Source organism: Williamsia muralis NBRC 105860 (genome assembly GCF_001598915.1).
GTDB lineage: Bacteria > Actinomycetota > Actinomycetes > Mycobacteriales > Mycobacteriaceae > Williamsia > Williamsia muralis.
Map to the genome: position 1 here is coordinate 1 of NZ_BDAP01000012.1, position 23,459 is coordinate 23,459.

The window sequence follows — 23,459 nt, forward strand, 5'->3', positions numbered from 1 at the left end:
CTTCTTGGCAGCAGTCTTCTTGGCCGGTGCTGCCGTGGTCTTCTTCGCGGCGGTCTTCTTGGCCGGAGTGGCCGCCTTCTTGGCCGGAGCCGCCTTCTTGGCGGCGGTCTTCTTGGCCGGTGCACTGCTCGAAGCAGTTGCACTGCCCCGCTTGACTGCTGGTCCCGACGCGCTCAGCTTCTGCTTGCCGGAGACCACCAACTTGAACTGGGCGCCCGGACGGAATGCCGGAACCCAAGTCGGACGGACCTTGACTGTTTCACCGGTGCGGGGGTTGCGGGCAACCCGTGCAGCGCGGCGACGCTTTTCGAAAACACCAAAGCCGGTGATCGTGACGCTCTCGCCTTTGTTCACAGCGCGAACGATCGTATCGACGATGTGCTCAACGGCATCTGTAGCCGTCCGGCGATCGGTCCCCAACTTCTTTGTCAGTTCCTCGATGAGCTCTGCCTTGTTCATGGATTCAACCTCCGCAAACTGTTGGCCCACTTTGGGCCAGCTACAGGACACGGTAAACGTCAAATGGCAAAACGTCCACGATCCACGCCAAATTCACCCGGCGTGGCGAAAGGTTTGTCCTCTAACAGGTTACGTCAGAGGCCGGCTTCAGGCTCCCGAAGGAGGGACCGGCAGGGTTTTCGGTTTCCATACGGGCCTTACCTTTTCATACGCAGAAATGGCTTCGACCTGCCGCAATGTCAGTCCGATGTCGTCCAGACCCTCCATCAGACGCCACCTTGTGTACTCATCAATTGCAAAGCGCACCACTAGGTCCCCTGCGGTGACGGTCTGATCTTCAAGGCTCACCGTCAATTCCAGTCCCGGCTGCTCTTCGAGCCGTTTCCAGAGCAGTTCGACGTCCGACTGCTCGACCTGGGCGGCCACCAAACCCGCTTTTCCGGCGTTCCCGCGGAAGATATCGGCGAATCTCGACGAGATGACAACCCGAAATCCGAAGTCGGATAACGCCCAGACGGCGTGCTCGCGCGACGACCCGGTGCCGAAGTCGGGCCCGGCCACGAGCACCGAGCCGCGGTTGTACGGCTCGGTGTTGAGGACAAAATCGGGGTCGTTGCGCCACGCGGCGAACAAACCGTCCTCAAAGCCCGTGCGAGTCACCCGCTTCAGGTAGACCGCCGGGATGATCTGATCGGTGTCGACGTTGCCCCTGCGCATCGGGACGCCGATGCCGGTGTGCGTGGTGATCGGTTCCATCGTCTGTTCTTTCTTTTCGGCCTGTGAGATCTATCGGACGGGATCGGGCAGATCCGTGGGCGCAGAAAGCCGACCTCGGATCGCGGTGGCCGCCGCCACCGCCGGTGAGACCAGATGGGTTCGGCCGCCCTTGCCCTGTCGCCCTTCGAAATTCCGGTTCGATGTGGACGCACACCGTTCCCCTGGCGCCAGCTGGTCCGGGTTCATCCCCAGACACATCGAGCACCCCGCCTGTCGCCACTGTGCGCCTGCGGCATCGAATATCTCACCGAGGCCCTCCTGCTCGGCCTGCAGCCGCACACGGGTGGACCCTGGAACGATCAGCATGCGCATCCCGTCGGCGATCTTGCGACCGTCGAGGATCTCGGCCACCGCACGTAGGTCCTCGATGCGCCCGTTGGTGCACGATCCGACGAAGACGGTGTCCACCTCCACATCACGCAGTGGGGTTCCGGGCTTCAAATCCATGTACTCGAGCGCCTTCTGCGCCGAGGCGGCCAGCCCCTCGTCGGTCATCTCGGCCGGGTCCGGCACCGTGGCACCGAGGGGCGCGCCCTGTCCGGGGTTGGTCCCCCAGGTGACGAACGGCGTCAGCGACGCCGCGTCGATGTGCACCTCGGCATCGAAGAGAGCATCCGGATCGGTACGCAATTGTCGCCAATTCTCCACCGCCGCGTCCCAATCGGCACCCTGCGGGGCGTGCGGACGGCCCTTGATGAACTCGAAGGTGGTGTCGTCGGGAGCGATCAGACCCGCGCGTGCGCCGGCCTCAATCGACATGTTGCACACGGTCATCCGTGCTTCCATCGACAGCTTCTCGATCGCCGATCCGCGGTACTCGAGGACGTAGCCCTGCCCTCCGCCGGTGCCGATCTTGGCAATGATCGCCAAGATCAGGTCCTTGCTCGTCACGCCGGGCGGCAGCTCGCCGTCGACGGTGATCGCCATTGTCTTGAAGGGGCGCAACGACAAAGTCTGAGTTGCCATGACGTGTTCGACCTCGGAGGTGCCGATGCCCATCGCGATCGCACCGAAGGCGCCGTGGGTCGAGGTGTGGCTGTCACCGCAGACCACTGTCATACCCGGCAGGGTGAGTCCGAGCTGCGGCCCGATGATGTGGACGATGCCCTGTTCGGCGTCGCCCATCGAATGCAGTCGGATACCGAACTCTTCGCAGTTGCGGCGAAGGGTGTCCACCTGCAACCGCGAGATGGGGTCAGCGATGACCTTGTCGATGTCGACCGTCGGGACGTTGTGGTCCTCGGTCGCGATCGTGAGGTCGGGCCTGCGCACCGGACGGTTCGCCAGGCGGAGCCCATCGAATGCCTGCGGACTGGTCACCTCGTGCACGAGATGTAGATCGATGTAGATCAAGTCGGGGTTGCGCGAGGATCCTTCTCCCTCACCGCGGACCACAACATGCTCTTCCCAGACCTTTTCGGCCAGGGTCATCGGACGGTCGGTCACCACAATCACCACTTTTCTGTCTTACCGAGTTGGGGCTGGCATCTCAGTATGCGAGAGCATAGTATCGGCTTGTGAGAAATGATACCGCATCAGCCACCTCCAGTGGCATCGGTGTTCTGGACAAATCTGTTGCAGTTCTGCACGCCGTCGCCGAGGGCCCGTGCAATCTGGGAGAGCTCTGTTCACGCACCGGCCTGCCCCGCGCCACCGCGCACCGATTGGCGGTCGGCCTCGAGACCCATCGACTGCTGGCACGCAACACATCCGGCTTGTGGTGCCCGGGTCCGGTCTTGGGCGAATTGGCGGCCGGAGCGACCGACACGGTGCGCGAGGCCGCAGCCCTGGTGCTGCCGAGGCTGCGCGAGATCACCGGGGAAAGTGTGCAGCTCTATCGCCGCGAGGGTGCCGACCGCATCTGTGTCGCGGCGATCGAACCGCCGTCGGGACTTCGGGACACGGTCCCGGTTGGCGCGCGTCTGCCGATGAACGCCGGTTCCGGAGCGAAGGTCCTTCTTGCCTGGGCTGATCCGGCTACCGCACGATTGTTGTTGGGAGAGAACGGCTTCAGCGAGCGGACATTGCTCGAGGTGCGACGACGCGGCTGGGCGCAGAGCGTCGGAGAACGCGAGCCCGGCGTCGCGAGTGTGTCCGCCCCGGTTCGCAGCCCCAGCGGTGAGGTGATCGCGGCGATCTCGGTATCCGGCCCGATCGACCGGATGGGCCGGCGGCCGGGATCGCGATGGGCCGCTGACCTGCTCGCTGCAGCCGATGCGATCAACAAGCGGCTGTAGCGCGGCATTAGTGTGTGAGAACACGTTCATCTGAGACGGAGATTGAGGGTCGATCGACCCATCACTCTCCCGCGGCGAGAGGGCACCGAGTGGGTACGAACGAGCGCGGCAAGATTGTCATGAGCGAGGACGAGATCTCGACGTTCATCGTCCAGAGCCGAACCGCGACACTGGCAACGGTGTCCGCTCAGGGCAGGCCGCACCTCGTCGCGATGTGGTACGCGGTGATCGACGGCGAGATCTGGTTCGAGACCAAGGCCAAGTCACAGAAGGCGGTGAACGTGCGCCGCAACCCGATCTGCACCGTGATGATCGAAGACGGCCTGACCTACGACAAACTCCGCGGCGTCGCGATCGAAGGCACGGCATCGATCCACGACGATCCCGACACCATCCTGAAGGTCGGGATCAGTGTGTGGGAACGGTACAACGGCCCATACACCGAAGAGATGCGACCGTTCGTGGACCAGATGATGAACAAGCGCGTGGCGGTCCGGGTCTCACCCGACCGCGTCCGCAGCTGGGATCACCGCAAACTGGGTATGCCCGAGATCCCGTTGGCCGGCAGCACAGCTGAGTTCCTGAACCAGCAGTGATCGCGTGCACCGACCGCCGAGTGTGTGATCACTCGGCCAGGTGCGCGGCGATCTCGTCCAGGACCGGGTCACCGTCGGCGGCATTCTGGACCTGATCGCGCCACGACGACAATTTCGCATCCCTGGCGTGGATGTCGTCCGCACTCTCGGTGGCGCTGGTTGTCGATGACGTCCCCGGCATATCCGGTGATGATGATCCGATCCTCAGGTCGAGTTCGGCGAGCAGCTCGTTCTTCGTCATCTTCTTGGTCATTGGCCAATCCTGCGTCAGCAACGTCGGTTTCTTCAACTCGTCGCCCGACCGACGGCATCAGAGATGCACACGCGGTGGATCCACTCAGCTGTCCGACGGCTTTTGTACGCTCATCGGGTTGACCCCGTACTCGAGGAGGTACCGATGGTGCACTATCTGCGCCTCGTCTCGGACTCTGGTCGCGAGTTGAACTACCGGCTCCATCACGATGCCGATCCCGACTCGATCCAGACATGGCTCGCCGAAGGCGTTCGAGCGCAAGCGTTCGTCAACGTCCCGATCGTGATGGACGGCCAGGTGGAGATCACCACGCTCGCCGTGCAACCGGGGCGCTGGGCGGCCTGGATGGTGTTCCACGTCTCCCAACCTCTCTGACGCGACCGCACCCGACAAGACACCTAGGAGACGCTGCCGTGGCAGATCCCGTCTGGCTCGCCGACGTTCTGCGCGCCGAGGGTGTGGAGACCGTGGAGTATCCGGGCTGGCTTGACCGCGGCCACGGCGATTTCGGCCAGATCACCCACGTCATGGCACACCACACCGGTGGTAATGCCAGTCCCCGATCCATCGCCGAGCATCCTGAATTGGGCCTGAGTTCCCAGATACACCTTGCCCGCAACGGTGTCGCGACAGTTGTGGGCGCGGGCATCGCATGGCATGCCGGTCCTGGCGACTGGCCCGGCATTCCCACCGATGACGCCAACCGGGTCTCCATCGGGATCGAGGCGGAGAACAGCGGCACCGAAGGATGGTCCGCGGCGCAGTACTGGGCTTACGTGAAGGTGTGTGCAGCGATCTGCCGTCAGCTCGGACTGGGCGCAGATCGCGTCATCGGTCACAAGGAATGGGCCGGCCGCTCGCAGGGGAAGTGGGACCCGGGCGGTATCGACATGGACGCGTTTCGGCAAGACATCCAGCAACAGATCAACCGAGGCCCGACACCGCCGGCGGTCAACCAGATCGATGAGGTCCAGAAGGTCGCGGGTTTTTGGCTGGGAGAACGTGAGACACCCGGAGAGATGATCTGCGGATCAGACGGCGCAGGCAGGTACGCGAAATTCCGCGCCGGCTACGTCTACTGGCACCCGCGGTTCGGCGCACATGCGGTGAACATGCGCATCTTCGAGTACTGGGCCGGATTGAACTGGGAGAACGGTCCTCTGGGATACCCCGTGCAGGGTCACACCTACGTGGAGGGGGTGGGCGACATCCAGGCGTTCGAACGCGGCGTCGTGTTCCGCAAATTGGGAGACGACCCCGGACACCATGTTCACGGCGTGATCGGCGACGCGTACTACCGCCGAGGGGCCGAAACCGGTGAGCTGGGTTGGCCGGTGTCCAACGAGTACGAGTACAACGGCGGCCGAGCACAGGACTTCGAAAACGGCTCGCTGGCCTGGCATCCCACCGGGGCCGTTCGTATTTCCACACCGTCCGCCGACTGAACCGGGGAGACAGGCCCCGCCGACCCGAAAACCTCGCTGCCGCGGCCCAAAACAAAAGACCCTCTCCCCTGCGTTGCAGGTGAGAGGGTCTTTCTGTTGTAGCCCCGACGGGATTCGAACCCGCGCTACCGCCTTGAGAGGGCGGCGTCCTAGGCCGCTAGACGACGGGGCCAGAACTGTCACAGCTGCGCTGTGAACGCTGGGGTACCAGGACTCGAACCTAGAATGGCGGTACCAGAAACCGCTGTGTTGCCAATTACACCATACCCCAATGGGTGCTTTCCAAGCCGCTTGTGACCGCCGGAAAAGCGCCGAAAAGAAGGGTATCAAACCCCCCGCCAGAACCTACAATCGCCAGCTCAGAACGGGTTTTCAGCAGAAGTTTGCCCGGGCTTGCCGCAAACGATCGAGACTGCGCGCCTCGCCGAGCAGCTCGAGCGACTCGAACAGTGGCGGGCTGATGTGGGATCCGGTCACCGCCACCCGCACCGGGCCGAACGCCTTGCGCGGCTTGAGCTCCAGCTTGTCCACCAGCGCATCTTTGAGGGCCGCCTCGATCGCGGGGGTGGTCCACTCGTCCAGAGCGCTCAGAGCGGCGATGGTGGCGTCGAGCACCGGCCCGGCATCAGCTCCCAGGTTCTTGCGCGCAGCCGTCTCGTCGATGGCGAACTCGCTGTCGGGAACATAGAGGAACGCGATCAGACCCCATGCGTCACCGAGAACCTGGATGCGGGTCTGCACCAGATCGGCGACCACGGTGAACTGTTTGTCGTCCACAGGCTGGGTCAGCAGCCCAGCGGAGACCAGGTACGTGCGCAGCCGGTCGGCGAAGTCCTCCGGAGCCAAGCGTCGAATGTGCTCGGCGTTGATTGCGTCGGCCTTCTTCTGGTCGAACCGGGCCGGGTTGGAGTTGACCTGACGGATGTCGAACGCCGCGATCATCTCGTCGAGGGTGAAGATGTCGTGATCGTCGGCGATGCCCCAGCCGAGTAGCGCCAGGTAATTCAGCAGCCCCTCGGGGATGAATCCCCGGTCGCGGTGGTGGAACAGACTCGATTCCGGGTCGCGCTTCGACAGCTTCTTGTTGCCTTCGCCCATCACAAATGGAAGGTGACCGAATTCTGGTGTGCGCTTTGCGATTCCGATCCGGGCCAGCGCCTCGTACAGCGCGATCTGGCGCGGCGTGGACGACAGCAGGTCTTCGCCCCGCAGTACGTGGGTGATGTTCATCAAGGCGTCGTCGACCGGATTGACCAACGTGTACAACGGATCACCGTTGCCGCGCGTCAAGGCGAAGTCAGGGACCGTGCCCGCCCGGATAACCGTGCGGCCGCGCACCAGATCGTCCCACTCGATGTCCCGGTCGGGCATCGGCAAACGCACCACCGAGGTTCGGCCTTCGTCGCGATAGGCCTGCTTTTGCTCATCGGTCAGCGTGCGGTCGAAGTTGTCGTAACCCAGTTTGGGGTCACGGCCGGCCGCCTTGTGACGGGCCTCGACCTCGTCGGCCGTCGAGAAGGCCTCATACGCTTCGCCGGCCTCGAGCAGCTTGGCCACCACGTCGAGATGCTGCGCCTTGCGCAGCGACTGACGGTACGGCTCGTACGGGCCACCGACCTCGGGGCCTTCGTCCCACTCGAGCCCGAGCCAGCGAAGGGCGTCGAGCAAGGACTGATACGACTCCTCGCTGTCTCGCGCCGCGTCGGTGTCCTCGATCCGGAACACGAAGGTGCCGCCGGTGTGCCGCGCGTGGACGAAGTTGAACAGCGCGGTGCGCACCAGACCGACGTGGGGGGTGCCGGTCGGTGATGGACAGAAACGGACGCGGACCTGCGAATCACTCATGTCCCCAGGCTATCGCTGACCGCCGGCCGGCCCTCGCCCGGTCGTGGCTCAGCGGGCGTGCTGGTCGAGGAACCCGATCAGCAACGAGTTCACCTCGTCGGGTTGCTCGAGATACCCGTAGTGTCCGGCCTTCTCGACAACGCGGTACTCGGCACTGCCGATCGCGTCGGCGACCTCGCGCGCAAGGTGAGGTGGCAACGTCCGATCGTCGGCGAAGCCGACCACGAGAGAAGGCGTGTTGATGGCCGAATAGGCCGACAGCCGGTCACTCTCGCCGTCGTGCAACGCCAGTTGCGCACGAACTCCCGCGGTGTTGGATTGACCCGAGAATTCGATGACGTCCAGCCAATCCCGGACCGCGGCGTCGTCGTCGAGTGTGTGTCGCGACAGGTTCAGGTGCGCGGTGATCGCAGCGTGATAGCGCGGCGGGAGCGTGATGCCCTGGTCATACAGCGCACGCTCACCCTCTGAGATCGCCTCTTGGAGAGGCCCGCTGCGGCCGTACGTGGCGATCATCGCCGCGCACTTGACGAGTTCGGGACGAGCCAGCGCCAACTCCTGGGTGATCTTCGCTCCCAGCGAGGTGCCGACCACCGCGGCCGGACCCGCACCGATGAACTCGATCAGCGCAGCGGTGTCGGCCACCATGTCGGCGAGGGCGAACCCACCGGGGCACTCGCTCGACGGCGAGATCCCACGATTGTCGAATGTGATGACCCGGTAGCCGGCCTTGACCAACGCCGGCTGCTGGTGCGCTTTCCACACCCGGCCGGGGCTACCCGTCCCCATCACCATCACGACCAGTGGACCGGTCCCCGCGTCTTCATAACTCAGCTGAATTCCGTTGAACTGAGCGGTCTTGGGTTGTGGGCGCATGTCATTTACCCCGATCGGCGATCGGATTGGTGAGGGTTCCGATGCCCTCGACCGTCACGCTCACCGTCTGGCCGGCGTTCATGGGGCCGATACCTTCTGGGGTGCCCGTCAGGATGACGTCGCCCGGGAGCAGGGTCATCACCGCGCTGATCCACTCCACGATCTCACCCACGTCGTGGAGCATCAGACTGGTCCGACTGCGCTGCCTCACCTCGCCGTCGAGTTCTGTGCGGATCTCGAGATCGCTTGGGTCGAGCTCGGTTTCGATCCATGGGCCGAGAGGACAGAACGTGTCGTGCCCCTTACCGCGGGTCCACTGACCGTCGGCCTTCTGCTGGTCGCGAGCAGTCACATCGTTGCCGACCGTGTAACCGAGGATGACGTCTTTGGCGGCAGAGGCCTTCACATCACGGCACGGTCGCCCGATGACAACGGCCAGCTCGCCCTCGTAGTCGACCCGCTCCGACGACTTGGGTCGCAGAATGGGCACCTGGGGACCGATGATCGACGTGTTCGGCTTGATGAAGATGACCGGGTTCGCCGGCACTTCCGTCTCCATCTCCGCCGCGTGCGCGGCGTAGTTCTTACCGATGCAGATCACTTTGCTGGCAAGGATGGGCGCCAACAGCCTGGTGTCGGCCAGTTGCCAGCTGCGGCCCGTGAACGTGGGTGTGCCGAAGGGATGCTCGGCGATCTCGCGGGCGGTGGCATCACCGCCTTCTCCCTCGATACTGACAAAGGCAACCCCGTCGGGGCTCGCAATTCGACCTAGACGCATGGTCGCCACACTATCGCACCGGCGCCGTCTCACAGGGCGGGAGCCGGGTTGGTTGCATTCCCTAAGTGTTTTAGAATGTGGACTATAAGTTTCATATGTTGAGATCGATGGAGGTGTGCGGTGCCTACGGAAACCAGACGTCGGGCGATGCTCGCCGCTTCCTTGACGGCAGCAATGGCAACCACGTGCGTGGTCAGTGGAATAGCTTTCCTGATCCCGGAGCTGCACCGGTCCGAGGGGATGTCGCTGACGGCCGCCTCGACCCTTGCCGCGGTCCCCATGGTCGGCCTGCTGCTCGCGACCATTGCGTGGGGCGTTGCACTGGACCGCTTCGGTGAACGTCGCATCTTGCTGCTGTCGCTGACGTTGACCGTCGCGGCAACCGGATCCGCCTGCCTGGCCAACGCTTTGGAAGCGCCGACCGTGATCCTCGGCGCGTGTCTACTGGTCGCGGGAATCACTTCGGCGGCGACCAACGGCGCCGGCGGGCGCATCGTCGTCGGATGGTTTCCTCCCGATCGCCGGGGCACCGCGATGGGGGTCCGGCAGATGGCGCAGCCGTTGGGCATCGGGGTCTGCGCGTTGACGATCCCCGTACTCGCCGAAACCTTCGGCGTCACCGCAGGTTTGGCTGTTCCTCTGGTGGTCACAACATTGGCGGCCGTATTCGTGGCAGTAGTCATCGCGGACCCGCCCCGTGAGACCAAGGCGGACGGATCCGCGGTCGAGTCCCCGAATCCCTATCGTGGGAGCAGTTTTCTGCCGCGAGTACACGGCGTCAGCATCCTGCTGTCGATCCCGCAGGGGATGTTGTGGACCTTCGTCCCGGCGTGGCTCATCGTGCAACACGAATGGTCAGCCCTCAGCGCCGGGATACTGGTGACGATCAGCCAGGTACTCGGCGCATTCGGTCGCATCGCCGCCGGGCGGTGGTCGGACTCGTGGGGGTCGCGGACCAAACCCATTCGGCTGATCGCCGTCGGCGCGGCTGCCTCGGTTGGCTTGCTCGCGTTCACGGACTGGCTCGACAGCCCGACCGCAGCCATCGTCATGGTTGTCGCGAGCGTGATCACCGTGGCGGACAACGGGTTGGCCTTCACCGCCATCGCCGAATTCGCGGGTCCCGGGTGGAGCGGGCGCGGACTCGCGATCCAGAACACCGGCCAGTATCTCTGGATGGCTGGATCCACTCCCCTGTTCGGAATGGCGATCGGCGCCTTCGGCTATCCGGCGGCCTTCTTGATCTCCGCGGCCGCGCCGGCCATCGCGATCGGCTTGGTCCCGGCCGACGAAGAGCCACCAAACAAATCCGCTCCACCTACTTTCGTTCGCACCGCTTGCGACGGGAGCGAACAGAAGTAGGTGGAGCGGATTTTCGGAAGTATCCGATTCAGCCGAGTGCAGCCTTGATCCGGGTCCCGACCTCGTCGGTGGTCACCGGCTGATCGCCGCGTCCCGCGAGGTCGGCAGCGACCGCTTGGTCGATGCGGTCGGCTTCGGCGTCGTGACCGAGATGGCGCAGCAGCAGTCCCACCGACAAGATGGCAGCCGTCGGATCGGCCTTGCCCTGCCCGGCGATGTCGGGTGCGCTGCCGTGAACCGGCTCGAACATCGACGGATTGGTACCGGTGGCATCGATGTTGCCGGACGCCGCCAAACCGATACCGCCACTGACCGCCGCGGCGATGTCGGTGATGATGTCGCCGAACAAGTTGTCGGTGACGATGACGTCGTAGCGCGACGGGTTGGTGACCATGTAGATGGTTGCCGCGTCGATGTGGTTGTAATCGACCGTCACTTCCGGGAACTCGGCCGCGACCTCGCCGACGGTGCGCTTCCACAGCGACCCGGCGAAGGTCAGCACGTTCGTCTTGTGGATCAGGGTGAGGTGCTTACGGCGTGCCTGCGCACGCGAGAAAGCATCTCGGACAACACGTTCGACGCCGAAGCGAGTGTTGACACTGACCTCCGTGGCGACCTCGTTGGGGGTGCCCACACGGATCGCGCCACCGTTTCCGGTGTACGGACCCTCGGTGCCCTCCCGTACCACCACGAAGTCGATGTCAGGATTGCCGGCCAGCGGCGAACGCACGCCCGGGAACAGCTTGCTGGGGCGCAGGTTCACGTGGTGATCGAGCGCAAATCGCATCTTCAGCAGCAGCCCGCGCTCGAGGATGCCCGGCGTCACCGACGGATCCCCGATCGCACCGAGAAGGATCGCGTCGTGTTCGCGAATGGCGGCGAGGTCGCTGTCCGTGAGCAGTTCGCCCGTGCGGTGGTAGCGCTGGGCGCCGAGGTCGAACTCCGTCTTCTCGACACCCGGAAGCACCTGATCGAGAACGGCCAGCGCCTGCCCGACGACCTCGGGTCCGATGCCGTCTCCCGCGATGACAGCCAGTTTCACGACAGGTCCACCTGCTCGATGAGGGTGGCGTCGACGGCCTCGCCGATGGCCTCGACGACAGCTGCCGGAACTTCCTGGCTGACACGGAGCAGGATGGTTGCGCCTTCACCCTCGGCGTCCTGGGAGAGGCCGGCAGCCTGGATGTCGATACCGGCGTTGCCCAGCAGCGTGCCGATCTTGCCGAGCGATCCGGGCTTGTCGCCGTAGGCGACAACGAGGTTGCGGCCTTCGGCACGCAGGTCGAAGTTGCGGCCGTTGATGTTGACGACCTTCTCGACCTCGGCCGGACCCGAGAGGGTGCCGGCCACGTTCAGCACGGTGCCGTCGCCGAACACAGCGCGCAGGTCGACCAGGTTCCGGTGGTTCGGGCTCTCGGACGCGGTGGTGACCTCGGATGTCACGCCGCGCTCTGCGGCCAGAGCCGGAGCGTTCACGAACGTGACCGGCTCCTCGATGACCGCCGAGAACAACCCGCGCAGCGCGGACAGTCCGAGGACGTCCACGTTCTTGACGGCGATCTCGCCGCGTACGTCGACGGTGAGGTTGGCCGGAACCTGACCGGACAGCGCGCCGACGAGGACGCCGAGCTTGCGCACCAGTTCGAGCCACGGCGCGACCTCATCGTCGACAGACCCGCCCGTGATGTTGACTGCGTCGGGAACGAAATGGCCGGCCAGGGCCAACCGAACACTCTTGGCGACGTCGGTGCCTGCACGGTCCTGGGCCTCCGAGGTGGACGCACCGAGGTGCGGGGTGACGACGACCTGCGGCAGCTCGAACAGCGGCGAATCGGTGCACGGCTCGGTGGCGTACACGTCGAGCCCGGCAGCGAAGACCTGACCGGACGCGATGGCGTCGGCAAGAGCCTGCTCGTCGATCAGACCGCCACGGGCAGCGTTGACCACGATGACGCCCTTCTTGGTACGGGCCAGCTGCTCGGCGCCGATCAGTCCGAGGGTCTCCGGCGTCTTGGGCAGGTGCACCGAGAACATGTCGGCACGCTCGAGCAGTTCATCGAGGCTGACGAGTTCGATGCCGAGCTGAGCGGCGCGAGCCGGGGACACGTAGGGGTCGTACGCGATGATGTTGGTCTCGAAGGCCGCGAGGCGCTGCGCGAACAGCTGTCCGATCCGGCCGAGCCCGACGACACCGACGGTTTTGCCGAAGATCTCCACGCCGTTAAAGCTCGACCGCTTCCATTCGTGCTGACGCAGCGTCGCATCGGCTGCGGGGATCTGTCGGGCCGCGGACAGCAGCAGGCTGACTGCGTGCTCTGCGGCGGTGTGGATGTTCGAGGTCGGCGCATTGACGACCATGACACCGCGTTCGGTGGCAGCCGGCACGTCCACGTTGTCCAGGCCCACTCCAGCGCGGGCGACGATCTTCAGATTGGGGCCGGCGGCCAGGACCTCGGCATCAACCTGAGTGGCCGATCGGACCAGGATCGCATCGGCGTCCTTGACGGCTTCGAGCAATTTGGGACGATCCGGGCCGTCGACCCAGCGCACCTCGACATCCTCACCCAGTGCAGTAACGGTGGACTGGGCCAATTTGTCGGCGATCAGGACGACTGGGCGGCCGGTGGGACTCACGGTGATTTTCTCCTGGTGTCGGGCCGCGCCCGGTGCTCTACCGGGAGCAAACTCAGTTGGCAACTCCAGCGATCAGCTTAGAGGCCCTCTCCTGCGGATTTCCCGCGGGTGGGTAGACCGACAAGCATCCGACCTGCGCGATTAAAGGATCTTCATTCGCGTGCAGGCAATCTAGCTCCCTGTGACTTGCGTTACGGTTATATTGCATCCGGGCGGGGGGCGCTCAGGTGGCCCGCACACACGATTGGGGAATCGAAATGTTCAGGAAACTGCTCGCCGTCTGCGCTGCGATCGCAATGGCCGCACTCGTGCTGGTGGGGGCCGGCACGGCGAGCGCGGATCCCGCCAAGGTCACCCTCGGAGGCGGGTCGGGAATCCTCATCCTCACCGGGGGCAACACCGCAGCCGCGTGCACCCTCACCACCATCGGCACCGACAACCGGGGCGACCTCTACGGGCTGACGGCGGCACACTGCGGCGAGGGCGGCCAGCGGGTCATCTCCGAACAGTTCCAGAACCGGGGTCTACTCGGCCGCATCGCGTTCTCCAACCACAAACTCGACTACGCCATCATCAAGTTCGACAACACCAAGGTGACCCCCACCCGCACGGTCGGCAGTGTCACCATCCGCGGCGTCCAGACCACTCCCCCGGCAGTCGGCAGCATCGCCTGCAAGGAAGGCCGCACCACCGGCAACACCTGTGGCATCACCTGGTTCTCCAACGGCACCGAACACATCAGCCAGATCTGCGTTGTCGAAGGCGATTCCGGAAGCCCCGTTGTGGTCGGCGACAGGCTCATCGGCATGGTCAACGCCTACTACTTCGTAGGGTGCATCGGGCCGGAGACCGGCACCAACATCAAGGCGCTCCTCGATGACATGCCCAAGCGGGGCGTCGAGGGTTTCAGAGTGTTCTGAGCCATCTGCTCGCTGCGCTCGCTATCGGTTGGCGCCAATTAGCCTTTCGCTCACTCAGCTGTCCCCCACTCAGCTCTTCGTCTCACCAGCTGTGTCTTTGGCTCGCTGGCGCTCGCGTGCGGGCGGCCCTTTCTCGCGCCGTCTTCCCTCGTCGACTCGGTCGCTGCGCTCCCTCGCTCCTCAGTCCAGACGACGCGGGCCGCCCGCGTTGTGGTCGAGATCGCGACAAATGCACAACAAACAAACCCCGGACCAAAGTGGCCCGGGGCTTGTTGTGAAAGCTACTGCGTATCAGGCAGTTTCGGTGATCGGACGATCAACCCAGCTCATCAGGTCACGCAGCTTCTGGCCGGTGACCTCGATGGGGTGTTCGGCGTTCTGCTTGCGCAGGCCTTCGAGCTCTTTGTTACCGCCCTCGACGTTGGCGACCAGGCGCTTGACGAAGGTGCCGTCCTGGATGTCCTTGAGGATGCCCTGCATACGCTCTTTGGTACCCGAGTCGATGACCCGAGGACCGGAGACGTAGCCACCGAACTCGGCGGTGTCGGAGACCGAGTAGTTCATGCGGGCGATGCCGCCTTCGTACATGAGGTCGACGATGAGCTTGAGCTCGTGCAGCACCTCGAAGTACGCCATCTCGGGCGCGTAGCCGGCTTCGACCATGACCTCGAAACCGATCTTGACCAGTTCCTCGGTGCCGCCGCAGAGCACGGCCTGCTCGCCGAAGAGGTCGGTCTCGGTCTCTTCCTTGAAGGTGGTCTTGATGACGCCAGCGCGGGCTCCACCGATGGCGGCCGCGTAGCTCAGGGCCAGGGCCTCGCCGTTGCCCTTCGGGTCCTGATCGACCGCGATGAGGCAGGGCACACCCTTGCCGTCGACGTACTGCCGACGCACGAGGTGTCCGGGGCCCTTGGGTGCGACCATGCCGACGGTGATGTTGTCGGCCGGCTCGATCAGGTCGAAGTGGATGTTGAGGCCGTGGCCGAAGAACAGCGCGTCGCCGTCGTTGAGGTTGGGCTCGATCTCATCTTTGAAGATCTTCGCCTGTGAGGTGTCCGGCGCGAGCACCATGATGACGTCGGCCCAGGCGGCGGCCTCGGACGCGGTCAGGACCTTGAGGCCCTGCTCCTCGGCCTTGGCGCGCGAAGCGCTGCCCTCGCGCAGGCCGATCACGACCTCGACGCCGGAATCACGCAGGCTCAGCGAGTGAGCGTGTCCCTGGCTGCCGTATCCGATGACCGCAACTTTGCGGCCCTGGATGATCGACAGGTCGGCATCGTCGTCGTAGAACATCTCGACTGCCACTTGGTTTTCCCTTCTTCGGTGATCCCCCGGCCCTCATTGGCCAGGGACTAGTTCTTTATTCGACTCGAACTTCTGGTGTGGTGCCGAACTCGGCCCGAGAGACGAGCCGAGCGCGTTCCGGCGAACGCCTCAGCGTGCCGCCGACATGCTCTTCGGACCTCGACCGAGCGCGACGATGCCCGACTGGGCGATCTCGCGGATGCCGTACGGATCAAGCATTTTCAGCAGTGCCTCGAGCTTGTCGGGAGTACCGGTCGCCTCGACGGTGATCGATTCCGGCGAGACGTCGATGACCTTCGCCCGGAACAGGTTGACCACTTCGATCACCTCTCCGCGCGCCGACGCATCCGAGCGCACCTTGATCATCATGAGCTCGCGGGCCACGGAGGTGTCCGGGTCCTGCTCGACGATCTTGATCACGTTGATCAGCTTGTTGAGCTGCTTGGTGACCTGCTCGAGAGGGAAATCCTCGACCGCGACCATGATGGTCATCCGCGAGACACCTTTGAGTTCGGTGGCTCCCACAGCGAGGGACTCGATGTTGAACCCGCGGCGCGAGAACAGTGCCGAGACACGGGCCAGGACACCTGGACGGTCCTCGACGAGCACGCTGAGGGTGTGATGCGTCGTCATTTCGTCTCGTCTTTCTCGTCACTGATCCGGGTGGTCTGCACCGATTCGACGCCGGCGATGTCTCCGCCTGCCATCGTCCGATGGATCTCGGCGGGTTCGGTGGATGCGGCCTCGTCGTCGTCGAACAACGGCCGGATTCCGCGGGCCGCCATGATCTCGTCGTTGCCTGTGCCCGCCGCGACCATGGGCCACACCTGGGCGTCGGCACCGACGACGAAGTCGATGACCACCGGACGATCGTTGATCGCACGCGCCTCGGCGAGCACGGCATCGACGTCTTCCTCGCGCTCACAACGCAATCCGACACAGCCGAGTGCTTCGGCGAGCTTCAGGAAGTCCGGGATGCGCACCGACGACTCGGAATGGTGAGTCGAGAGGTTGGTGTTGGAGTACCGCTCGTCGTAGAAGAGGGTCTGCCACTGCCGGACCATGCCCAGATTGCCGTTGTTGATGACGGCGACCTTGATGGGGATGCCCTCGATGGCGCAGGTGGCCAGTTCCTGATTGGTCATCTGGAAACAGCCGTCGCCGTCGATGGCCCACACCTCGGTGTCGGGCATCCCGAGCTTGGCGCCCATGGCAGCCGGGACGGCGTAACCCATGGTGCCCAGTCCGCCCGAGTTCAGCCACGTACGCGGCTTCTCGTACGAGATGAACTGTGCGGCCCACATCTGGTGCTGTCCGACACCCGCGCAGTAGATCGCGTCCGGGCCGGCGGTCTTGCCGATCGCCGAGATCACGAACTCTGGCGACATCGAGCCGTCGGCCGGGCGGTCGTAGCTCAACGGGTAGGTGCGGCGGATGCCGTCGAGGTAGCTCCACCAGGTGCTCAGGTCCGGCGCAGCCGCGGTGGTCGCCCGCTCGTCACGGATGGCCTCGGTCAGCTCGGTGATCACCGCACGGCAATCGCCGACGATCGGCACGTCCGCGTGCCGGTTCTTGCCGATCTCGGCAGGGTCGATGTCGGCGTGGATGACCTTGGCATCGGGAGCGAACGAATCGAGCGCGCCGGTGACACGGTCGTCGAAGCGAGCGCCGAGGGTGATCAGCAGGTCGCTGCGCTGAAGGGCCGCGACCGCGGCAACCGTTCCGTGCATTCCGGGCATTCCGAGGTGCAGCTTGTGGCTGTCGGGGAACGCGCCGCGGGCCATGAGGGTGGTGACCACGGGAATACCGGTCAATTCGGCCAGCTCGAGCAGCTCAGCAGAGGAGTCTGACTTGATGACCCCGCCGCCGACGTAGAGCACGGGTGAACGCGACGACGCGATCAGCCTGGCGGCTTCCCGGACCTGTTTGCCGTGAGGCTTGGTGACAGGACGGTAGCCGGGCAGATCGAGCTGCGGCGGCCACGAAAACGTGGTCTGGGCCTGCAACACATCTTTGGGGATGTCGACGAGAACCGCTCCGGGACGGCCACTTTCGGCGATGTGGAACGCTTCGGCCATCACCTTCGCGATCTCCGCACCACTGTTGACCAAGAAGTTGTGCTTCGTGATCGGCATGGTGATACCGGAGATGTCGGCTTCCTGGAAGGCGTCGGTACCGATCAGCGCGCGGCCGACCTGCCCGGTGATCGCGACGATGGGCACCGAGTCCATCTGCGCGTCGGCCAGGGGCGTGACCAGGTTGGTGGCACCGGGACCGGAGGTCGCCATGCACACTCCGACGCGTCCGGTGGCCTGCGCGTAACCGGTGGCGGCGTGGCCGGCCCCCTGCTCGTGGCGGACCAGGACGTGGCGGACCTGCTTGGAGTCGAACAGTGGGTCGTAGACCGGGAGGACCGCTCCGCCGGGAATGCCGAAGACCGCATCGACGCCGAGTTCCTCGAGGGCGCGCACTACTGCCTTGGCACCACTGACCCGCTCCGGTGCCACCGTTCGACGGGGACCGGTTGCGGACGGGCCTACCGGCGAACCATTCCCTGGCGTACGCCGCGGGGCGACGGGCCCCTTGGCCTGCTGCGTTGTCTGACCACCGGGGTGGGACCCCGGCTGGGTGCGTGCTGCTGGTGCGCTCACTGCACCTTCCCTCTGTTCGGACACCACGGCCCTGGGCCGTATGCGTCGGTGGACAACAAAAAACCCCCGACAGCCGTTGCTGTGCGAGGGTGGCGCGTCGATGCTTTGTGAGTACTCGTGGGAGATACCCGGTCAGGCGATGACGCGCCGGCCGAGTACGAGAATCTGTTTTTGCATCACAGTTAGCCAGGCTAGAACTGCGGATGCAGTGAGTCAAACTCCTTGAGATCCGATCCCACATCGTGGGACCGGATCAACGCCCAGGCTGCAGGGCTGTGTTCATCGCCGATTCCGTCTGCGTCTTCGGGGATGCCACAATGTCTCGGTGTCCGAGACCGAATCAATCGAGCTGCCCGCGGTGTTCCGCATCACTCCGGTCGCCTACTTTGCTGCGTTCATGATGGCGGTGACGTCGCTGGCCCTGGCGGGCGCATCGTTGCGCTATCTCGGCTGGACCCTGGTGGTCCCGATCCTGCTGGCCTTGTGGATCCATCGGCTGCGCACCATCGTCACCGAGGACGGGGTCACCGCCGTGAGTCTGCGGGGTCGCCGGTCGGCAACGTGGGACCAGATCGCCGGGCTGCAATTCCCCAAGTGGGGCGCCGTGCGTGCGATCCGGACCGACAAGTCCAAACTCGTGCTGCCCGCCATCACCTTCCGTGACCTACCCCGCCTGTCGGCGGCCAGCCGCGGACGCATACCCGACCCCTACGCGATCGACAGCCCCGAGCAGGAACGGATAGCCGAGGTCGAGGAGCCCACGCCCGAGTCGACCTCGTCGACCGATGGCACCATCTCCGACAACGATGGACAGTCCGGCACCAAACCCGGCGAGGGTACGACCACCTGAGTCCCGGAGGGCTCCCGCCAAACCCGTCCGCGTCGAGATGACCAGCGTCGAGATGATCTGCGTCGACTCCGCGTGCGCCGAAACCGGGTGGGTCGAAACCCGCACTGAGCACTGCTGAATCCGTACGGCCGCGCAAATGCGGCCGCGCGCACCGGAGTACGGTTGACCGCGCAACTATTCCGTGCCGCAGCCCGGCCGGATCTGGTCGAGCAATCGAGGAATCAGCAGTCATGCCGAATTTGAGGTCACGCACCACCACTGTCGGACGTAATGCGTCGGGCGCCCGCTCGCTCTGGCGCGCCACCGGGATGACCGACGACGATTTCGGCAAACCGATTGTGGCCATTGCCAATTCGTACACCCAGTTCGTACCCGGCCATGTGCACCTCAAGGACGTGGGCGAGATCGTGGCAGACGCTGTTCGTGCCGCGGGAGGCGTGCCGAGGGAATTTCACACCATCGCTGTCGACGACGGTATCGCGATGGGCCACGACGGCATGCTCTACTCGCTGCCCAGCCGGGAGATCATCGCCGATTCGGTGGAGTACATGGTCAACGCCCACACTGCCGACGCGCTGGTGTGTATCTCCAACTGCGACAAGATCACCCCGGGAATGCTGAATGCGGCCATGCGGCTCGACATCCCCACCGTCTTCGTCTCGGGCGGCCCGATGGAGGCCGGCAAGGCAGTTGTCGTCGGAGACACGGTGCATCCCTCGTCAGACCTGATCACGTCGATCTCGGCCTCTGCCAACGACGCCGTCGACGATGCCGCGCTCCGGGAGGTCGAACTCGCCGCGTGCCCGACCTGCGGTTCGTGCTCGGGCATGTTCACGGCCAACTCCATGAACTGCCTCACCGAGGCGCTGGGACTGGCCCTGCCGGGCAACGGTTCCACCCTCGCGACCCACGAAGCGCGCCGCAGTCTGTTCAGCAGGGCCGGACAGGTGATGGTCGAGGCGGCGCTGCGGTACTACCGGGACGATGACGAGTCGGTGCTCCCCCGGAACATCGCGACCCCCAGTGCATTCCGCAACGCCATGGCGCTCGACGTTGCCATGGGCGGCTCGACGAACACCGTTCTGCACGTATTGGCTGCCGCCCAGGAAGGCGAGGTCCGCGACTTCGATCTCACGGTCATCGATGAGATCAGCCGTCGGGTGCCCTGCTTGTCGAAGGTGTCGCCCAACTCGGACTACCACATGGAAGACGTGCACAGGGCCGGCGGAATCGCCGCCATCCTGGGCGAACTCCGTCGGGCAGGACTGCTCGACGACACCACCAGCACGGTTCATTCGCCGACGATGGCTGCCTTCCTCGACGACTGGGACATCCGCGGCGGCAAGGCAACCGACGAGGCCTTCGAGCTGTTCCACGCCGCCCCCGGTGGCGTTCGCACCACCACACCGTTCTCGACTGCGAATCGATGGAGCTCTCTCGACACCGATGCTGCCGGCGGATGCATCCGCGACATCGAACACGCCTACACGGTCGAAGGCGGGTTGTGCGTGCTGCGCGGCAATCTCGCCGAGGACGGCGCGGTACTCAAGACGGCCGGCATCGACGAGGAACTGTGGCACTTCCAGGGCCCGGCTCGAGTGGTCGAGTCCCAGGACGAAGCAGTCCAGGTCATCCTGAGCAAGACCATTCAGGCCGGCGAAGTACTGGTGGTGCGGTACGAAGGTCCTGCTGGTGGGCCCGGCATGCAGGAGATGCTGCATCCCACCGCCTTCATGAAGGGCACGGGCATGGGCAAGAAGTGCGCGCTCATCACCGACGGGCGTTTCTCGGGTGGTTCCTCGGGCCTGTCGGTCGGTCACATCTCGCCGGAAGCGGCCGCGGGTGGTGTCATCGGACTCATCGAGGACGGCGACCAGGTCCTGATCGACGTGAAGACCCGCAAGCTGGAGGTGCTCGTCGACGACGAGGTCCTCGCCGATCGCCGAGCGAAGATGGACGCATCCGAACGCCCGTGGCAGCCGATGCAAGCCCGCGATCGCAAGGTGACCACCGCGCTGCGCGCGTACGCCAAGCTCGCCACGTCAGCCGACAAGGGTGCGGTCCGCCAGGTCGATTGACCTGTCTCGATCGGCCCCGAGATCGGCCCGTTGCGAGGCCGCCGAGGGACATAGGCCCCCGGCGGCCCGCCACGGCGACGAAGTTGGCGACGTTGCGAAGGGCCTGACTACTGGGCGGGGTTACCCGGCGATTCGAACGGGTTGGTTCCGTTGAACAGGAACCAGATCGCCACGGGTGCGGCGATGCCGACAACAAGCCAGGCGACCGATCCGATGAACGGCCGAGTGGCCCAGCCCCGGTTGAAGTCGAGAGAGATACGGCCTGGCCCGGTCAAGATGATCACCGCGGCCGCCAGACCGAGGAACAGTTCGTACTCGATGCCCTTGTTGGTGAAGTCGGGGTCGACCGCGAAGAACCACACGCCGCCCGCGAGGGTCGACTTGAACAGTGCGGCGACAACCATGACACCCAGGACCGCCGCGCCCGCGATGGGGGTCAGCAGTCCGAGCACCAGCATCAACCCGCCGATGGTCTCCGAGAGCGCGCCCAGCACGGCAAGCCACTTGGCGGCATCCGGGTTGAACCCGATGTTGGTGTTCGCCGAGTTGACGAGGTAGTCCTCGAAGCCGCTGAGCCGGGGGCCGTTCCACCACCCGAACAGCTTCTGGCTGCCATGGGCCATCGCGATCAGGCCGACACCCACCCGCAGGATCAGCAATCCCAGATCGGTGGTCCCACGCCGCACGGGCGCCTCGGTGACCACCGGACCGACGGGTTCGGGCTCAGCCGGGCCGCGGGTCGCGAAGTCGTCATCGTCGTCGTATCGCGGCTGCGGGCCGTGTTGACGATGGAAGTCGTCCCGGTCCACACCCGCCGTCGGAATCCGGGTTGTCGCGGTGGAGGGCGCCGCTGCAGCGGGCCTGGCCACCACATCGGTGTCCTGACGGGACAGATCGTCGTCGGCGGCCTGCGCACCGGCCGGCGTCGCGCCGGCAGGCTGCTTGCGCATGGTCGGGATCTGCTCGGTCTCTTCCAGTTCCGCCTCGTCCTGGGCGAACTGACCACTTTCACCGGAGCGAGGCGAGCGGTACGGCGCGTAGCCATAGGCGCCGGTATCGCCCTCCGGCCGGGTCGCCTGCGGGTCGCGCGCCGCACTCTGCGGCACTCCGATCTGTTCGGTGGGCTCGTCGTAGGGGCTCGACCCCTGGCCGTCAGGATCTCGTTCGGTCACAGTTCGACCTTAGAGGCTCACCGGGCAACCCAAGTGTTCGCCGGGCCGGGCGCGCCCGATCAGTAGGGTGGACGCCATGACAATGCACCACGGGTCTGCGATCGCACGGATCGTGATCATGCTGGTGGCGGCAGCCACCGTGGTGACCGGATGTGCCGACGGCTTCGCCGAGCAGGACCGCAACCGCGACGCCGGCCAGTTCTCGACCAACCCCAACCCGCCGTTGCAGCAGCAGGAACAGACACCGAGCAGTCCGCCACCGACCGATCCGGGCGCTCCGACGGGCCCGTGCCCAGACCCCGACCCGACCGTCATCGCCACGTGTCTCGACACCACCAGCGGCGTGCTCCCAGGAAATGCCGACGCGACGGCGACCGTGGTCGCGCAACGCACCACGGGAAAGATCGTGCGCACCAAGCGCGGCGGGCCGATTCAGGACGTGGCCTCGTTCGAGGTCGATGCCTCAGGCGACGGCGGCCTGCTGGACTTCGCGTTCTCCCCCGATTTCGCGCAGGACCAGTTGCTCTACGCCTACATCACCACCCCCACCGACAACCGTGTTGTCCGGCTGGCCCCGAATGACGTGCCCAAGCCGATCCTCGTCGGGATCCCGAAGGGCCCGGTCGGGAACATGGGAACCATCTATTTCAAGAGTCCGACCGAACTCCTGGTGGCCACCGGCGACGCAGGCAATCCACAGTCGGCGTCTGACCCGGCATCCCTGGCGGGCAAGATTCTGTCGGTCACGGACCTGGCATCGGGTAGCGCCACCCCACCCCGGGTGCTGACCTCGGGGCTGGGATCGAATCCGGCTCTGTGCCCCGACGTCGCCACCGGTGCGCTGTACCTGACCGACCGCGCCCCCGCCGAGGACCGCCTCCAGCTGATCAGCGCCACCGGTGTGGCGCGCACGTTGTGGACCTGGCCCGACAAACCGGAAACGGCGGGATGTGCTGCGGTCAACGGCATGATCATGGTGTCGCAGACCAGGACTCAACGACTTCAGGCCCTCGCGGCACCGACCGAGGAGAAGCCCACCACGGCTGAACCGGTCACCGTGCTGGAGAAGCGATATGGGTCGCTCGGACGCCTCACGGCTGTACCCGGTGGCCTCTTTCAGGTCGCGACGGTGAACAAACAGACCGGTACGGCCGGCCCCACAGACGATCGGGTGATCATCATCCCGATGCCGCAGGGCCCCGCCGACACCAACATCTGAGC

General features: G+C 65.1%; 22 protein-coding genes and 2 tRNA genes. 9 read left to right on the plus strand and 15 right to left on the minus strand.

The features are described 5' to 3' along the window. The 3 genes from WIMU1_RS24665 to leuC all read right to left on the minus strand — a co-directional run. On the minus strand, window positions 1-459 hold a 459-nt coding region (locus WIMU1_RS24665), incomplete at its 3' end, for an HU family DNA-binding protein (RefSeq protein ID WP_062801149.1). A 147-nt stretch (window positions 460-606) separates the two neighbouring features. Next, the gene (leuD, locus tag WIMU1_RS24670; RefSeq protein ID WP_023963784.1) at window positions 607-1,215 is read right to left on the minus strand and encodes a 3-isopropylmalate dehydratase small subunit; all 609 of its coding nucleotides are present in this window, start codon (window positions 1,213-1,215) and stop codon (window positions 607-609) included. Between the two features lie 30 nt (window positions 1,216-1,245). Further along, window positions 1,246-2,667 (minus strand): 3-isopropylmalate dehydratase large subunit, encoded by a 1,422-nt coding sequence (gene leuC / locus WIMU1_RS24675; RefSeq protein ID WP_062801152.1) that lies wholly within the window; start codon window positions 2,665-2,667, stop codon window positions 1,246-1,248. A gap of 86 nt (window positions 2,668-2,753) precedes the next feature. Between leuC and WIMU1_RS24680 the strand changes: the two genes are divergently transcribed. Further along, window positions 2,754-3,473, plus strand: coding sequence for an IclR family transcriptional regulator (locus WIMU1_RS24680; protein WP_030172009.1), 720 nt, complete (start codon window positions 2,754-2,756; stop codon window positions 3,471-3,473). An 89-nt stretch (window positions 3,474-3,562) separates the two neighbouring features. Further along, the gene (locus WIMU1_RS24685) at window positions 3,563-4,069 is read left to right on the plus strand and encodes a pyridoxamine 5'-phosphate oxidase family protein (RefSeq protein WP_023963788.1); all 507 of its coding nucleotides are present in this window, start codon (window positions 3,563-3,565) and stop codon (window positions 4,067-4,069) included. Window positions 4,070-4,097: 28 nt separating this feature from the next. Here WIMU1_RS24685 and WIMU1_RS24690 read toward each other — a convergent pair whose 3' ends face one another. Further along, the gene (locus WIMU1_RS24690) at window positions 4,098-4,322 is read right to left on the minus strand and encodes a hypothetical protein (protein WP_030172013.1); all 225 of its coding nucleotides are present in this window, start codon (window positions 4,320-4,322) and stop codon (window positions 4,098-4,100) included. Window positions 4,323-4,466: 144 nt separating this feature from the next. Here WIMU1_RS24690 and WIMU1_RS26785 point away from each other — a divergent pair, with 144 nt between their 5' ends. Both WIMU1_RS26785 and WIMU1_RS24700 read left to right on the plus strand, forming a co-directional pair. Then, complete coding sequence (locus tag WIMU1_RS26785; protein WP_062801087.1) at window positions 4,467-4,697, plus strand: hypothetical protein; 231 nt, start codon at window positions 4,467-4,469, stop codon at window positions 4,695-4,697. A 38-nt stretch (window positions 4,698-4,735) separates the two neighbouring features. Continuing rightward, complete coding sequence (locus tag WIMU1_RS24700; protein ID WP_062801089.1) at window positions 4,736-5,767, plus strand: peptidoglycan recognition protein family protein; 1,032 nt, start codon at window positions 4,736-4,738, stop codon at window positions 5,765-5,767. A gap of 99 nt (window positions 5,768-5,866) precedes the next feature. Here the strand turns inward: WIMU1_RS24700 and WIMU1_RS24705 are convergent. The 5 genes from WIMU1_RS24705 to WIMU1_RS24725 all read right to left on the minus strand — a co-directional run bounded on the left by WIMU1_RS24705 (window position 5,867) and on the right by WIMU1_RS24725 (window position 9,266). Beyond that, window positions 5,867-5,939 (minus strand) — tRNA-Glu (locus tag WIMU1_RS24705). A 27-nt stretch (window positions 5,940-5,966) separates the two neighbouring features. Then, window positions 5,967-6,038: transfer RNA gene (locus WIMU1_RS24710), tRNA-Gln, on the minus strand. Window positions 6,039-6,139: 101 nt separating this feature from the next. Next, window positions 6,140-7,612 carry a glutamate--tRNA ligase gene (gltX, locus tag WIMU1_RS24715; protein WP_062801091.1) on the minus strand — a complete coding sequence of 491 codons (1,473 nt, stop codon included), beginning with the start codon at window positions 7,610-7,612 and terminating at the stop codon, window positions 6,140-6,142. Between the two features lie 48 nt (window positions 7,613-7,660). After that, the gene (locus tag WIMU1_RS24720; protein ID WP_062801093.1) at window positions 7,661-8,488 is read right to left on the minus strand and encodes an alpha/beta fold hydrolase; all 828 of its coding nucleotides are present in this window, start codon (window positions 8,486-8,488) and stop codon (window positions 7,661-7,663) included. Window position 8,489: 1 nt separating this feature from the next. Continuing rightward, window positions 8,490-9,266 carry a fumarylacetoacetate hydrolase family protein gene (locus WIMU1_RS24725; protein WP_062801154.1) on the minus strand — a complete coding sequence of 259 codons (777 nt, stop codon included), beginning with the start codon at window positions 9,264-9,266 and terminating at the stop codon, window positions 8,490-8,492. A 120-nt stretch (window positions 9,267-9,386) separates the two neighbouring features. Between WIMU1_RS24725 and WIMU1_RS24730 the strand changes: the two genes are divergently transcribed. Then, window positions 9,387-10,628 carry an MFS transporter gene (locus WIMU1_RS24730; protein WP_120802699.1) on the plus strand — a complete coding sequence of 414 codons (1,242 nt, stop codon included), beginning with the start codon at window positions 9,387-9,389 and terminating at the stop codon, window positions 10,626-10,628. Between the two features lie 28 nt (window positions 10,629-10,656). On the opposite strand, the gene WIMU1_RS24735 is transcribed toward WIMU1_RS24730, so the two are convergent. Together WIMU1_RS24735 and serA are read right to left on the minus strand one after the other, a co-directional pair. Next, entirely contained in the window at window positions 10,657-11,670 is a 1,014-nt protein-coding gene (locus tag WIMU1_RS24735; RefSeq protein ID WP_062801096.1) for a 3-isopropylmalate dehydrogenase, read from the minus strand. Next, entirely contained in the window at window positions 11,667-13,262 is a 1,596-nt protein-coding gene (gene serA / locus WIMU1_RS24740; RefSeq protein WP_023963804.1) for a phosphoglycerate dehydrogenase, read from the minus strand. The genes WIMU1_RS24735 and serA overlap by 4 nt, the downstream gene beginning before the upstream one ends. A gap of 257 nt (window positions 13,263-13,519) precedes the next feature. Here serA and WIMU1_RS24745 point away from each other — a divergent pair, with 257 nt between their 5' ends. Further along, a complete protein-coding gene (locus WIMU1_RS24745; RefSeq protein ID WP_023963806.1) occupies window positions 13,520-14,182 on the plus strand; it encodes a S1 family peptidase in 663 nt (220 codons plus the stop codon). A 291-nt stretch (window positions 14,183-14,473) separates the two neighbouring features. Here the strand turns inward: WIMU1_RS24745 and ilvC are convergent, their stop codons facing one another. The 3 genes from ilvC to WIMU1_RS24760 form a co-directional block, all read right to left on the minus strand. Then, on the minus strand, window positions 14,474-15,475 hold the full coding sequence (gene ilvC / locus WIMU1_RS24750; protein ID WP_030172040.1) for a ketol-acid reductoisomerase: 1,002 nt from the start codon (window positions 15,473-15,475) through the stop codon (window positions 14,474-14,476). A 141-nt stretch (window positions 15,476-15,616) separates the two neighbouring features. Next, a complete protein-coding gene (gene ilvN / locus WIMU1_RS24755) occupies window positions 15,617-16,120 on the minus strand; it encodes an acetolactate synthase small subunit (RefSeq protein ID WP_023963810.1) in 504 nt (167 codons plus the stop codon). Further along, complete coding sequence (locus WIMU1_RS24760) at window positions 16,117-18,138, minus strand: acetolactate synthase large subunit (protein WP_084248554.1); 2,022 nt, start codon at window positions 18,136-18,138, stop codon at window positions 16,117-16,119. The genes ilvN and WIMU1_RS24760 overlap by 4 nt, the downstream gene beginning before the upstream one ends. A 325-nt stretch (window positions 18,139-18,463) precedes the next feature. Here WIMU1_RS24760 and WIMU1_RS24765 point away from each other — a divergent pair, with 325 nt between their 5' ends. After that, window positions 18,464-18,988, plus strand: coding sequence for a PH domain-containing protein (locus WIMU1_RS24765; protein WP_245968959.1), 525 nt, complete (start codon window positions 18,464-18,466; stop codon window positions 18,986-18,988). A 230-nt stretch (window positions 18,989-19,218) separates the two neighbouring features. Next, window positions 19,219-21,066: a dihydroxy-acid dehydratase gene (gene ilvD, locus WIMU1_RS24770; RefSeq protein ID WP_062801100.1), complete on the plus strand. Its 1,848-nt coding sequence runs from the start codon at window positions 19,219-19,221 to the stop codon at window positions 21,064-21,066. 107 nt (window positions 21,067-21,173) lie between these two features. Here the strand turns inward: ilvD and WIMU1_RS24775 are convergent, their stop codons facing one another. Beyond that, window positions 21,174-22,238, minus strand: coding sequence for a DoxX family protein (locus tag WIMU1_RS24775; RefSeq protein WP_062801102.1), 1,065 nt, complete (start codon window positions 22,236-22,238; stop codon window positions 21,174-21,176). Between the two features lie 76 nt (window positions 22,239-22,314). Between WIMU1_RS24775 and WIMU1_RS24780 the strand changes: the two genes are divergently transcribed. Beyond that, window positions 22,315-23,457 carry a PQQ-dependent sugar dehydrogenase gene (locus WIMU1_RS24780; RefSeq protein WP_371850316.1) on the plus strand — a complete coding sequence of 381 codons (1,143 nt, stop codon included), beginning with the start codon at window positions 22,315-22,317 and terminating at the stop codon, window positions 23,455-23,457. Window positions 23,458-23,459 lie beyond the last annotated feature (2 nt).

Coding starts and splice junctions, on each gene's coding strand:
- leuD (WP_023963784.1), bottom strand. CDS start 1,215: ATGGAACCGATCACCACGCACACCGGCATCGGCGTCCCGATGCGCAGG.
- leuC (WP_062801152.1), bottom strand. CDS start 2,667: ATGACCCTGGCCGAAAAGGTCTGGGAAGAGCATGTTGTGGTCCGCGGT.
- WIMU1_RS24690 (WP_030172013.1), bottom strand. CDS start 4,322: ATGACCAAGAAGATGACGAAGAACGAGCTGCTCGCCGAACTCGACCTG.
- WIMU1_RS26785 (WP_062801087.1), top strand. CDS start 4,467: ATGGTGCACTATCTGCGCCTCGTCTCGGACTCTGGTCGCGAGTTGAAC.
- gltX (WP_062801091.1), bottom strand. CDS start 7,612: ATGAGTGATTCGCAGGTCCGCGTCCGTTTCTGTCCATCACCGACCGGC.
- WIMU1_RS24720 (WP_062801093.1), bottom strand. CDS start 8,488: ATGCGCCCACAACCCAAGACCGCTCAGTTCAACGGAATTCAGCTGAGT.
- WIMU1_RS24725 (WP_062801154.1), bottom strand. CDS start 9,266: ATGCGTCTAGGTCGAATTGCGAGCCCCGACGGGGTTGCCTTTGTCAGT.
- WIMU1_RS24745 (WP_023963806.1), top strand. CDS start 13,520: ATGTTCAGGAAACTGCTCGCCGTCTGCGCTGCGATCGCAATGGCCGCA.
- ilvC (WP_030172040.1), bottom strand. CDS start 15,475: ATGTTCTACGACGACGATGCCGACCTGTCGATCATCCAGGGCCGCAAA.
- ilvN (WP_023963810.1), bottom strand. CDS start 16,120: ATGACGACGCATCACACCCTCAGCGTGCTCGTCGAGGACCGTCCAGGT.
- ilvD (WP_062801100.1), top strand. CDS start 19,219: ATGCCGAATTTGAGGTCACGCACCACCACTGTCGGACGTAATGCGTCG.
- WIMU1_RS24780 (WP_371850316.1), top strand. CDS start 22,315: ATGACAATGCACCACGGGTCTGCGATCGCACGGATCGTGATCATGCTG.